Here is an 11397-nt window from a genome sequence, read left to right on the forward strand (position 1 = left end):
GGTCAGAGCTTGATCCCGCGGTGCAGGGCGACGATGCCGCCGGTGAGGTTGGTGTATTCGACCCGCTCGAGGCCCGCGGCTTCCATCATGCCCTTGAGGGTCTCCTGATCCGGGTGCATGCGGATCGACTCGGCCAGGTAGCGGTAACTGTCCGGGTCCTTGGCCACCAGCTCGCCCATCTTGGGCAGCAGGCGGAAGGAGTATTCGTCGTAGACCTTGGAGAGCAGGGCGCTGGTCGGCTTGGAGAACTCCAGCACCAGCAGGCGGCCGCCGGGCTTGAGCACCCGGGCCATGGAGCGCAGGGCGGCGTCCTTGTCGGTGACGTTGCGCAGGCCGAAGGCGATGGTGATGCAGTCGAAGCTGTTGTCCGGGAAGGGCAGGCACTCGGCGTTGGCCTGGACGTACTCGACGTTGCCGCCGACGCCGCTGTCGAGCAGCTTGTCGCGGCCCACGTTGAGCATGGAGGCGTTGATATCGGCCAGCACCACCTTGCCCCGGGGGCCCACCAGGCGCGAGAACTTGAGGGTCAGGTCGCCGGTGCCGCCGGCGATATCCAGCACCTGGTGGCCGGGACGCACGCCGGCTCGCTCGATGGTCAGGCGCTTCCAGAGGCGGTGGATGCCCAGCGACATCAGGTCGTTCATCAGGTCGTAGCGCGCGGCGACCGAGTGGAAGACATCGGCGACCCGCGAGGCCTTCTCCTCGACGGGTACATCCTGGAAGCCGAAGTGGGTGGTGCGCTTGTCCATGAACCCTTCCTAGCGAGCAGTCGAGTGATTGCGGCGGATCGCCACGGCAGGCGCTATTGTAGCCGGCTTGGCGCGGCCTTGTCTGCGCCGCGGGGTCGCATGCAGGACGAACGCCATCGCATGGCCGCGGGGGGCTGGGGGGCGGGAGGGCGCGGCCTAGAGTTGCTTGATCTGGATGCCCAGGGGCACCCGGGAGGCGCCGGCGGCCTCCAGGCGCTCCAGGTAGTCCTGCCAGTAGCGGGCCTGGTGCTCGGCCAGGTCGAGTAGGTACTCCCAGGTATAGAGGCCGCTGTCGTGGCCATCGTCGAAGTGCAGCTTGAGGGCGTAGCGGCCGGCCTGGGTGATATTGGCCAGGCCCACATCCTTCTTGCCGACCTGCAGCACGGCGTCGTCGCCGCCGTGGCCGCGTACCTCGGCGGAGGGGGAGTAGACCCGCAGGTACTCGATGGGCAGCCGGAAGCTGCGCCCGTCGGCGTAGTCGAGTTCCAGCTCGCGGCGCGTCTTGTGGTAGTGCACTCGGGTCGGAATAGGGGCGCTCATGGCAGGTCTCCGCTCTGGCGTGGTGGGGGCGCGGCTACCCCGGCGACAGGCCTACGAGGGGGGCTGTGAATCCATCCCTGGACGCTACCGATGCCCTGCGGCGCTCTCGCATCCTGCTCCGCTTGCAGGGCCGGTGCTGGCCATCCATGGCCAGCCCGTTCGGAGGAGTCCTCCTCACCCCTGGCATAGGCCCCCCGCTACGCCCTGTCCCCGGCGCCGCGCAGCTCGCTGCCTCAAGGCTTATCGCTCAAGGCTTCCGGCTGGGATTAGAGGATATACCGGGACAGATCCTCGTCCAGGGCCAGCTCGCCGAGCTGGGAGTCGACATAGGCGGCGTCGACGACCAGCGGGCCCTGGAGGTCGCCGCCCTGGTAGGAGGCCTCCTCCAGCAGGCGTTCCATCACCGTGTGCAGGCGACGGGCGCCGATGTTCTCGGTGCCCTCGTTGACCCGCCAGGCGATCTCGGCGATGCGCTCGATGCCGTCCTGGGTGAATTCCACGGTCAGGCCCTCGGTGGCCAGCAGCGCCTGGTACTGCTTGGTCAGCGCCGCGGAGGGCTCGGTGAGGATGCGCTTGAAGTCGTCCGGGGTCAGGGCGTTGAGCTCGACGCGGATCGGCAGGCGCCCCTGCAACTCGGGGATCAGGTCCGAGGGCTTGGCGAGGTGGAAGGCGCCGGAGGCGATAAAGAGGATATGGTCGGTCTTCACCATGCCGTACTTGGTGGAGACGCTGGAGCCCTCGATCAGCGGCAGCAGGTCACGCTGCACGCCTTCCCGGGAGACCTCGCCGCCGCTGGACTGACCGCTGCCCTTGGCGACCTTGTCGATCTCGTCGAGGAAGACGATGCCGTGCTGCTCCACCGCCTCGATGGCGCGGCTCTTGATCTCCTCCTCGTTGACCAGCTTGGCGGCCTCCTCGTCGCGCAGCAGCTGCCAGGCGTCCTTGACCTTGACCCGCTGGGTCTCGGTCTTCTGCTTGCCGAGGTTGGCGAACAGTCCCTGCAGCTGCTGGGTCATCTCCTCCATGCCCGGCGGGGTCATGATATCCACCCCCTGCGCCTGGGGCGTGATCTGGATATCGATCTCCTTGTCGTCCAGCTGTCCCTCGCGGAGTTTCTTGCGGAAGACCTGGCGGGTGGAGCTGTCCTGGCGCGGCGCATCCTCCTGGCCCCGCGGCGGCGGCAGCAGGGCGTCGAGGATACGATCCTCGGCGGCGTCCTCGGCGCGGTGGCCGACCTCTTCCTTGGCCTGTTCGCGGACCAGCTTGATGGCGGCCTCGGTGAGGTCGCGGACGATCGACTCCACGTCACGGCCGACATAGCCGACCTCGGTGAACTTGGTGGCCTCGACCTTGATAAAGGGGGCCCTGGCCAGCTTGGCCAGGCGCCGGGCGATCTCGGTCTTGCCCACCCCGGTGGGGCCGATCATCAGGATGTTCTTGGGGGTCACCTCGGGGCGCAGCTCGTCGTCGAGCTGCATGCGCCGCCAGCGGTTGCGCAGGGCGATGGCCACGGCGCGCTTGGCGTCCTGCTGGCCGATGATGTACTGGTCCAGGGCGTGGACGATCTCGCGGGGGGTCATCTGGGTCATGGGGACGGCCTCAGAGCTCTTCGAGAGTGACGTGGTGATTGGTGAAGACGCAGATGTCGCCGGCGATCTCCAGGGACTTTTCGGTGATTTCCCGGGCGCTGAGCTCGGTATTCTCGAGCAGGGCGCGGGCCGCGGAGAGGGCGAAGTTGCCGCCGGAGCCGATGGCGATGATACCGCGCTCGGGTTCCACCACGTCGCCGTTGCCGGTGATGATCAGCGAGGCGCTCTTGTCGGCCACGGCGAGCAGGGCCTCCAGGCGGCGCAGGGCGCGGTCGGTGCGCCAGTCCTTGGCCAGCTCCACGGCGGCCTTGGTCAGGTGCCCCTGGTGTTTTTCGAGCTGGGCCTCGAAGCGTTCGAAGAGGGTGAAGGCGTCGGCGGTGCCGCCGGCGAAGCCGGCCAGGACCTGGCCGCGATAGAGGCGACGTACCTTGCTGGCATTGCCCTTCATCACGGTGTTGCCGAGGGAGACCTGGCCATCGCCGGCCAGGGCCACCTGGTCACCGCGGCGCACGGATACGATCGTGGTCATGGAGGGGGTGACTCCGTAACGGGGAGCCGGGGCTCCCGATGACTTTCGGCGCCCGATCGGGCGCCGTGTGTAGGCTTTCAGGGGAGGTGTGGGCGACGCGGCCCGAATTCAAGCGCTCCGAGCGCTGCCAGCGAGTTCCGGGTTCAGTTCTGCAGGCGAATCAGCAGCGGCTCGATGCCCTGGGTGACCATCAGGTCCTGGGCGCGATTGAGCTCTCGGGCGTCCTCGTAGGGGCCCACCTGGACCCGGTGCCAGGCGTTGCCGTCGCTGCCCGCGACCTCGCTGATGCGTGCCACCAGGCCGAAGTCGCGCAGCCGCCCCGCCAGGCGCTGGGCGTCATTGACCTCGCGGAAGGAGGCGGCCTGCAGCATATAGCGATGCGGCGTGCCGGCATCGGCGGGGGCGGGGCTCGAGGCCTGTTCGTCGGCGGCCAGGTTGGCGGCGATCACCCGGGCGATGGGGTCCTCGTCGGCGGGGGCCGGTTCGCTGGCGGGGGGCGACTCCTCCTCGGGCTCGGGGCGTGGCGGCGGGGTGGCGGCGGAGGCCTGGGGCTCGCCCCGGGGCGCGATGACCTCGGACTCCGGCAGCAGGGTATAGAACTCGAAGGTAGGCGTGCGGGGCTCCTCGGCCGGGGATGCCGATTCCGGCGCCTCTCGAGGCACCACCGTGGCGCTGGGCGGTGGCGCCGAGGCCTGGAAATGCTGGGCCAGGAAGTAGCCGGCCAGCAGGCCACCGACGCCCCATAACCAGCCGGGCAGGCCGCGCCGCTGGGCGGTCGCGCGCTTACGGGACGAGGCGCCGCGACGCTTGGGCGGACTGGATTGACGACGGCTGGCCATGAATGACGTCTCCTTACATCGCTTCGGGGCACCGGCTCCGAAGAGCCGGTCGAGGCCTGTGTCTTTTCACTCTCAAAGCCCGTCGAGGCCTCTCGATCGCTTACATTTCCTCGGGGGCGCCGACGCCGAGCAGGTCCAGACCATTGCGAATCACCTGGCGGGTGGCCAGGCCCAGCGCCAGGCGGGCGTTGCGCAGGGCGTCGTCCTCCACCATCACCTTGACGGCGTTGTAGCAGGTGTGGAAATCCGCCGCCAGATCCTGCAGGTACTGGGCCACCTGCTGGGGTTCCCGGGAGGCGGCGGCATGGGCCACCACCTCGGGGTAGCGGGCCAGGCGGTTCATCAGCGCCTTCTCCTGGTCCTCGGTGAGCGACGCCAGGTTGGCCAGGGCCAGGTCGTGATCGAAGGACAGCCCCTCGGCTTCGAGGCGGCGCAGCACGCTGCACACCCGGGCATGGGCGTACTGCACGTAGTAGACCGGGTTGTCGTTGGACTGGGAGCGGGCCAGATCGATATCGAAGGTGAGCTGGGAATCGGCCCGGCGCGCGGCCAGGAAGTAGCGGGTGGCGTCGCGGCCCACTTCGTCGATCAGGTCGCGTAGGGTCACGTAGCTGCCGGCGCGCTTGGAGAGCTTGACCTCGACCCCGGAGCGGGTCACCAGCACCATCTGGTGCAGCACATAGTCGGGCCAGCCCTGAGGGATACCGGCATCCAGGGCCTGCAGGCCGGCGCGCACCCGGGTCACGGTGGAGTGATGGTCGGCGCCCTGCTCGTTGATGACTCGAGCGAAGCCGCGCTGCCACTTGTCCAGGTGGTAGGCCACGTCCGGCAGGAAGTAGGTGTAGCCACCGTCCTTCTTGCGCATCACCCGGTCCTTGTCATCCCCGAAGTCGGTGGTGCGCAGCCACAGGGCACCCTCCTCCTCGTAGGTGTGGCCCTGGTCGATCAGCCGTTCCACGGTGGCCTCGACCTTGCCGTCCTCGTAGAGGGACGATTCCAGGAAGTAGACGTCGAACTCGACGCCGAAGGCCTTGAGGTCGAGATCCTGTTCGCGGCGCAGGTAGGCCACGGCGAATTCGCGGATGGCGTCGAGGTCCTCCGGGTCGCCCTTGGCGGTGACATGGCGATCGTCGGCATGCACCGTCTCGCCGGCCAGGTAGCTGTTGGCCACGTCCTGGATATAGTCGCCCCGGTAGCCGTCCTCCGGCCAGCCGGCGTCCTCGGGGCCGAGGCCCTTGACGCGAGCCTGCACGGAGAGGGCCAGGTTGCTGATCTGGGCGCCGGCGTCGTTGTAGTAGAACTCGCGGGTGACGTCATGGCCCACCGCCTCCAGCAGGCGGCACAGGGAGTCACCGATGGCGGCGCCGCGGCCATGGCCCACATGCAGCGGGCCGGTGGGGTTGGCGGAGACGAATTCCACCTGCACCTTCTGACCCTGGCCGGCGAGGCTGCGGCCATAGGCGTCGCCGCTCTCCAGCACCTGGGCGACCACTTGGGCCACGGCATCGGTGGAGGCGAAGAAGTTGATAAAACCGGGGCCGGCGATCTCGGTCTTGCTCACCGCGGCGCTCTCGGGCAGGGCGGCCACCAGGGCTTCGGCCAGGTCGCGGGGCTTCTTGCCCGCCGGCTTGGCCAGCATCAGCGCCAGGTTGGTGGCGTAGTCGCCGTGAGCCTTGTCCTTAGTGGGGTCGACCTTGATGGTGGGGGACGTGTCCGCGGGCAGCACGCCCTGCTGCTTGAGGGTGACGAGCGCCTCGTCGAGCAGCGCGATAATGGTCTCTTTCATGGGGTCGGCATGTCCTGTGTCCCCCGCCGCTGGGCAGCGGCCGGGGCGGGTGAAAGCGTGGCAAAGGGGCCTATTATCGGCAATCGGGCCGCGGCTTTAAAGCCTGGGTGGCCTATAGGCGCCCCCTTATATTGGAACCGGCAATCGGGCCGCGGCTTTAAAGCCTGGGTGGCCTATAGGTGCCCCCTTATATTGGAACCGGCAATCGGGCCCAGTCTTTAAAGCCTGGCCGGCCTCCCGGGTAGCCCCGAGCTTCCGGGGGAGGCGATTAGTCGACGCCCAGCAGCGGCTCGGGGTCGAGGATCACGGTGCGCCGGCTATCGCTGAGCATCACCTGACCTTCCTGGACATTGCACTGCAGGTTGATGGAGCGATCCGCCAGTTCGGCCAGCTCGCGGCTCTGCTCCGCCGGCAGGCGCCAGATGATCAGGTTGTCGAAGCGGCTCAGGCGGTGCTGGAGCTTGTCCCACCAGGGACGCACGGCGCCCTCCTCGCCATAGGCGTAGAGGATCACCTGGCGCGAGCGCTGGCAGGCCTTGCGCAGGCGATCCTCGTCGGGCAGGCCCAGCTCGATCCACAGTTCGATGGCCCCGGTCAGGTCCTTGCGCCACAGCTCTGGCTCGTCGTCGGTGCTCAATCCGCGGGTGAAGGCGAGGTCTTCGCTGGCATTCAGGGCGAAGGCCAGCAGGCGCACCATCAGTCGCTGGTCGGTCTCCGAGGGGTGCTGGGCCAGGGTCAGGGAGAGGTCGTCGTAGTGGTGACGATCCATATCGGCCAACTGGATCTGGGCCTTGCAGATGGTGGACTTGAGGGCCATGGGCTGTCTCGCCGGTACCTGTGGAGAAGAGGGCGCCACTGTAACCCGCCACGACGGGGATCGAAAGCGAGAGGGGTAACGAAAACGAGGGCGGCTCAACTTGGTAACCCGCCACGACGGGGATCGAAAGCGAGAGGGGTAGCGAAAACGAGGGCGGCTCAACTTGGTAACCCGCCACGACGGGGATTGAAAGCGAGAGGGGGGCGAAAGCGAGGGCGGTTCAACTTGGTAACCCGGCACGGCGGGGATCGCAAGCGAGAGGGGATCGAAAACGAGGCCGCCTAGCTAAGGGTCTGGGGGTCGATATCCAGGGACCAGCGCACCCGGCGCGCCTCGCGGCACTGCTCCAGCCAACCGATCAGCCAGGCGCCCGCCTCGTGCAGGCGGCTGCGGCGCTCGGCGCTGAGCATCAGTTGCATATGGTAGCGGCCCTGGCGGCGCTCCATGGGGGCCGGTACCGGCCCCAGGCAGTGCACCTCCGAGGCCTGGTCGGCGAGCCAGGCACGCAGGGCCTCGGCGGCCTGCTCGGCCAGCGCCTGGACGGCCTCTTCCCGGGGCGCCTCCAGGCGCAGCAGGGCCAGGAAGCGGTAGGGGGGCAGGGCGGCGGCACGACGCTCGGCCAGCAGCCGTTCGGCCAGGGCATCGTAGCCCCGGGAGGCCAGCAGGGTGAGCTGGGGGTCGTCGCTATGCTGGGTCTGCACCAGCACCCGGCCGGGGTGTTCGGCGCGCCCGGCGCGTCCGGCGACCTGTTCCAGCAGTTGGGCGCTCTGCTCCATGGCGCGGAAGTCGCTGGCGTAGAGGCCGGCATCGGCATTGACCACCACCACCAGGGTGACATGGGGCAGATGGTGGCCCTTGGCGAGCATCTGGGTGCCCACCAGGATCGCCGCGTCGCCCCGGCGCACCTCGCTCAGCAGGCTCTCGAAGGCCTCCTTGCGACGCGTGCTGTCCCGATCGATGCGGTAGATCGGTACCTCGGGGAAGAGGCCGGCGAGGCTCTCCTCGCTGCGCTCGGTGCCGGTGCCCAGGGGGCGCAGGTCGGCACTGCCGCACTGGGGGCAGGCCTCCGGCAGCGGCTGCTGGTGGTCGCAGTGGTGGCAGGCCAGCAGGTGGGGCTGGCGATGCAGGGTGAGACGGGCGTCGCAGTGGCGGCACTCGGCCAGCCAGCCGCAGGTCTCGCAGGCCAGGGTCGGGGCGAAGCCGCGGCGATTGATGAAGACCAGTACCTGGTGTCCTGCCGCCAGGGTCTGGCGGATTGCCTCGATCACCGGTGGAATCAGGCCGCCGCGGCGGGGGCGGCCGCGGGTGTCGATCAGCTCCAGCCGGGCCGGGGCATGGCGGCTGGCGCGGCGGGTCAGGCGCAGATGCTGGTAGTGTCCCGAGTGGGCCTTGGCCAGGCTCTCCAGGGAGGGCGTGGCGCTGCCCAGCAGCACCGGGATGCCGTGATGGTGGGCTCGGGCCACCGCCAGGTCCCGGGCATGATAGCGCAGGCCCTCCTGCTGCTTGAGGGAGCCATCGTGCTCCTCGTCGACGATGATCACGCCGGGGCGTGCCAGGGGCGTGAAGATCGCCGAGCGGGTGCCGATCACGATGGGCGCGCGGCCCTGGAGCGCCGCCAGCCAGGCGTCCAGGCGTTCGCCGTCGGCCAGCCCCGAGTGCAGGGCCACCACCGGTACCCGGAAGCGTTTGCGAAAGCGCGCCAGGGTCTGGGGGGTCAGGCCGATCTCCGGTACCAGCACCAGGGCCTGGCGACCCTTGGCCACGACGGCCTCGATCAATTGCAGATAGACCTCGGTCTTGCCGCTGCCGGTGACCCCGTGGAGCAGGGCCGGCGTGAAGCGCTCCAGGCCGTCGTGGAGCCTGCCCAGGACCTGGGCCTGCTCGCCGTTGAGGGTCAGGGCCGGCTCCGCTAGCAGGCGCTCGGGGGCGGGAGGGGGCGCCTCGATCAGCGGCTGCTCCTCGGCATGAATCAGTCCCTTGTCGGTCAGGGCCTGCAACTGGGCGCGGGCATAGCCCTGGGCGGTGATGGCCGGCGTGGTCACTCCCCTGGGATGCTGACGCAGCATGGCCAGCAGCTCGGCCTGGCGAGGGGCCCGGGCCAGGGCCTCCGCCGGCAGGGACTGGCCGTCGGGGGTCAGGCGCCAGGTCTCGCGGGTGCGGGCCTCCAGGGGGCGGCCCTGGCGCAGCAGGCCGGGCAGCGCATGGCTCAGGGTATCGCCCAGGCCATGCTGGTAGTAGCGAGCGGTGAAATGGCACAGCCACAACCAGTCCGCCGGCAAGGGGGTGTCGTCGAGCCAGGCCGCGACCGGCTTGAGGCGAGACGCCGGGACCTCGCTATGCGCGCGACACTCGATGACGATGCCCACGACCTCGCGGCGCCCGAAGGGCGCCCTGACCCGCAGCCCCGGCCGCCAGCCGCCCGGCGGCGGGGCAATGGCGCGGTAGTCGAACAGGCGGCGCAGCGGGGAGGGGAGGGCGACCCCGAGGATCGTCGCGGGCGAGGAAGTGGGCAATTGGCCTCCGGCATCGTCTCTGCTAGAATGCGCGCCTTCATGGCGCCATGCGTCATGGTTACCGGTGGGCGCGGCGTCATCTTAACGCACCCAAAACCCGTATGCGGTGCCTGGCAAGAGATCAGGTGGCGGCATACCGCTCCATGAGGCTTCACGATGAAACAAGGTATCCATCCCGAATACAAGAAGGTCAGCGTCTCCTGCTCCTGCGGCGCCACCTTCGAAATTGGCACTACCTCCAACCAGGAGATGTCCCTGGACGTCTGCTCCCAGTGCCACCCCTTCTACACCGGCAAGCAGAAGCAGGCGACCACCGGTGGCCGCGTCGAGCGCTTCAACAAGCGCTTCGGTGCCGCGATCCGTCGTTAAGACGCTGCTCGCCATCGCCCCAGGGCGATACCAAAACCCGCCTGGCCTCGCCAGGCGGGTTTTTTTATATCTGGAACCAGAGAGTTGTCGCTGGAATAAGCTCTTTGTTATGCATGCATGGCCAGTCATAAGTTCGAGTAAATATTTGGAAATGCCTTCAAAAAGGTCGGCAAAATCCTTGAATGACAAGAACTTGGCATAAGTTGTGGCCTTGGATGTTTTTCTATATTCTGACGCGACACCGATATACTTTGCTACGACTGGACAACCCCATGACTGACCCGAGACAAGCGGCACTGGACTATCACTCACAGCCGATCCCCGGCAAGCTCTCCGTGGAGCTGACCAAGCCCACCGCGACCGCCAAGGATCTGGCCCTGGCATATAGCCCGGGTGTCGCCGAGCCGTGCCGCGAGATCGCCAAGGATCCCGAGAATGCCTACCGCTACACCGGCAAGGGCAACCTGGTGGCGGTGGTCTCCGATGGTTCTGCCATCCTCGGCCTCGGTAACCTGGGCCCGCTGGCCAGCAAGCCGGTCATGGAAGGCAAGGGCGTGCTGTTCAAGTGCTTCGCCGGCATCAACTCCGTGGACATCGAGGTCGACGCCGAGAGCCCGCAGGCCTTTATCGATACCGTGGCACGCATCGCCGATACCTGGGGAGGCATCAACCTCGAGGATATCAAGGCGCCGGAGTGCTTCGAGATCGAGCGCGCCCTGATCGAACGCTGCAATATCCCCGTCTTCCACGATGATCAGCACGGCACCGCCATCGTCACCGCGGCGGGCATGATCAATGCCCTGGATATCGCCGGCAAGAAGATCGACGAGGCACGGATCGTCTGCCTGGGCGCCGGTGCCGCCGCCATCGCCTGCATGAAGCTGCTGGTCTCCTGTGGTGCCAAGGCCGAAAATATCTTCATGCTGGATCGCAAGGGCGTGATCCACAGCGGCCGCGAGGACCTCAACCAGTACAAGGCGATGTTCGCCACCGAGACCGAGCGCCGCACCCTGGACGACGCCATCGACGGTGCCGATGTCTTCGTCGGTCTCTCCGGTCCCAACCTGCTCTCCGCCGAGCAGCTCAAGACGATGGCCGCCAAGCCGGTGGTCTTCGCCTGCTCCAACCCGGATCCGGAGATTCATCCGGAAGTGGCCAAGGCGGCCCGCGACGACGTCATCATGGCCACCGGTCGCTCCGACTTCCCCAACCAGGTCAACAACGTGCTGGGCTTCCCCTTCATCTTCCGCGGGGCCCTGGACGTGCGTGCCACCGCGATCAACGAAGAGATGAAGGTCGCCGCGGTGCATGCCATCAAGGACCTGGCCCGCGAGCCGGTGCCGGCGGAGGTCAAGGCCGCCTATGAGGTGGACGAGCTGAGCTTCGGCCCCGAGTACATCATTCCCAAGCCGATGGACGCACGCCTGCTGGACCGCGTCTCCGCGGCGGTGGCCCAGGCGGCGGTGGACTCCGGCGTGGCGCGCAAGCCCTACCCGGCCCACTACCCGCTGACCCGCATCGAGGATGTCTACGGCGACTAAGCCGCGATATCGCGATCGGTGAAGAGACGCCGGCCTTCGGGCCGGCGTCTTGCCGTTCGGGAAGCAAAAAGGCCCGCATCCTTGGATGCGGGCCTTGTCGTTGTCGGCTCGTGCCCGGCGGCCGC

At 68.0% G+C, this 11397-nt stretch carries 10 protein-coding genes; 2 read left to right on the forward strand and 8 right to left on the reverse strand.

The annotated features are described in order from the left end of the window. Positions 1-2: 2 nt before the first annotated feature. The 8 genes from ubiE to HPA02_RS12820 all read right to left on the reverse strand — a co-directional run bounded on the left by ubiE (position 3) and on the right by HPA02_RS12820 (position 9362). Positions 3-749: a bifunctional demethylmenaquinone methyltransferase/2-methoxy-6-polyprenyl-1,4-benzoquinol methylase UbiE gene (gene ubiE / locus HPA02_RS12785; RefSeq protein WP_146803594.1), complete on the reverse strand. Its 747-nt coding sequence runs from the start codon at positions 747-749 to the stop codon at positions 3-5. Positions 750-905: 156 nt separating this feature from the next. Next, positions 906-1289: a gamma-butyrobetaine hydroxylase family protein gene (locus HPA02_RS12790; protein ID WP_146803595.1), complete on the reverse strand. Its 384-nt coding sequence runs from the start codon at positions 1287-1289 to the stop codon at positions 906-908. Between the two features lie 266 nt (positions 1290-1555). Continuing rightward, positions 1556-2878 carry an ATP-dependent protease ATPase subunit HslU gene (gene hslU, locus HPA02_RS12795; RefSeq protein WP_146803596.1) on the reverse strand — a complete coding sequence of 441 codons (1323 nt, stop codon included), beginning with the start codon at positions 2876-2878 and terminating at the stop codon, positions 1556-1558. A 10-nt stretch (positions 2879-2888) separates the two neighbouring features. Beyond that, positions 2889-3407 carry an ATP-dependent protease subunit HslV gene (hslV, locus tag HPA02_RS12800; protein ID WP_146803597.1) on the reverse strand — a complete coding sequence of 173 codons (519 nt, stop codon included), beginning with the start codon at positions 3405-3407 and terminating at the stop codon, positions 2889-2891. Between the two features lie 143 nt (positions 3408-3550). Then, on the reverse strand, positions 3551-4246 hold the full coding sequence (locus HPA02_RS12805) for an SPOR domain-containing protein (protein WP_146803598.1): 696 nt from the start codon (positions 4244-4246) through the stop codon (positions 3551-3553). Positions 4247-4346: 100 nt separating this feature from the next. Next, entirely contained in the window at positions 4347-6032 is a 1686-nt protein-coding gene (argS, locus tag HPA02_RS12810; RefSeq protein ID WP_146803599.1) for an arginine--tRNA ligase, read from the reverse strand. Between the two features lie 268 nt (positions 6033-6300). Further along, entirely contained in the window at positions 6301-6849 is a 549-nt protein-coding gene (locus tag HPA02_RS12815) for a YaeQ family protein (RefSeq protein WP_146803600.1), read from the reverse strand. A 281-nt stretch (positions 6850-7130) separates the two neighbouring features. Then, positions 7131-9362, reverse strand: coding sequence for a primosomal protein N' (locus tag HPA02_RS12820; protein ID WP_186809982.1), 2232 nt, complete (start codon positions 9360-9362; stop codon positions 7131-7133). Positions 9363-9518: 156 nt separating this feature from the next. Between HPA02_RS12820 and rpmE the strand changes: the two genes are divergently transcribed. Continuing rightward, entirely contained in the window at positions 9519-9731 is a 213-nt protein-coding gene (rpmE, locus tag HPA02_RS12825; RefSeq protein ID WP_146803601.1) for a 50S ribosomal protein L31, read from the forward strand. Positions 9732-10003: 272 nt separating this feature from the next. Beyond that, the gene (locus HPA02_RS12830; RefSeq protein WP_146803602.1) at positions 10004-11272 is read left to right on the forward strand and encodes a malic enzyme-like NAD(P)-binding protein; all 1269 of its coding nucleotides are present in this window, start codon (positions 10004-10006) and stop codon (positions 11270-11272) included. The last annotated feature ends 125 nt before the right edge of the window (positions 11273-11397 follow it).

Source organism: Bisbaumannia pacifica, from assembly GCF_007989625.1.
GTDB lineage: Bacteria > Pseudomonadota > Gammaproteobacteria > Pseudomonadales > Halomonadaceae > Bisbaumannia > Bisbaumannia pacifica.

Excerpts from the sequence above, each read along its gene's own strand:
- argS (WP_146803599.1), bottom strand. The coding sequence starts at position 6,032 with ATGAAAGAGACCATTATCGCGCTGCTCGACGAGGCGCTCGTCACCCTC.
- HPA02_RS12815 (WP_146803600.1), bottom strand. The coding sequence starts at position 6,849 with ATGGCCCTCAAGTCCACCATCTGCAAGGCCCAGATCCAGTTGGCCGAT.
- rpmE (WP_146803601.1), top strand. The coding sequence starts at position 9,519 with ATGAAACAAGGTATCCATCCCGAATACAAGAAGGTCAGCGTCTCCTGC.
- hslU (WP_146803596.1), bottom strand. The coding sequence starts at position 2,878 with ATGACCCAGATGACCCCCCGCGAGATCGTCCACGCCCTGGACCAGTAC.
- hslV (WP_146803597.1), bottom strand. The coding sequence starts at position 3,407 with ATGACCACGATCGTATCCGTGCGCCGCGGTGACCAGGTGGCCCTGGCC.
- HPA02_RS12805 (WP_146803598.1), bottom strand. The coding sequence starts at position 4,246 with ATGGCCAGCCGTCGTCAATCCAGTCCGCCCAAGCGTCGCGGCGCCTCG.
- HPA02_RS12790 (WP_146803595.1), bottom strand. The coding sequence starts at position 1,289 with ATGAGCGCCCCTATTCCGACCCGAGTGCACTACCACAAGACGCGCCGC.
- HPA02_RS12830 (WP_146803602.1), top strand. The coding sequence starts at position 10,004 with ATGACTGACCCGAGACAAGCGGCACTGGACTATCACTCACAGCCGATC.
- ubiE (WP_146803594.1), bottom strand. The coding sequence starts at position 749 with ATGGACAAGCGCACCACCCACTTCGGCTTCCAGGATGTACCCGTCGAG.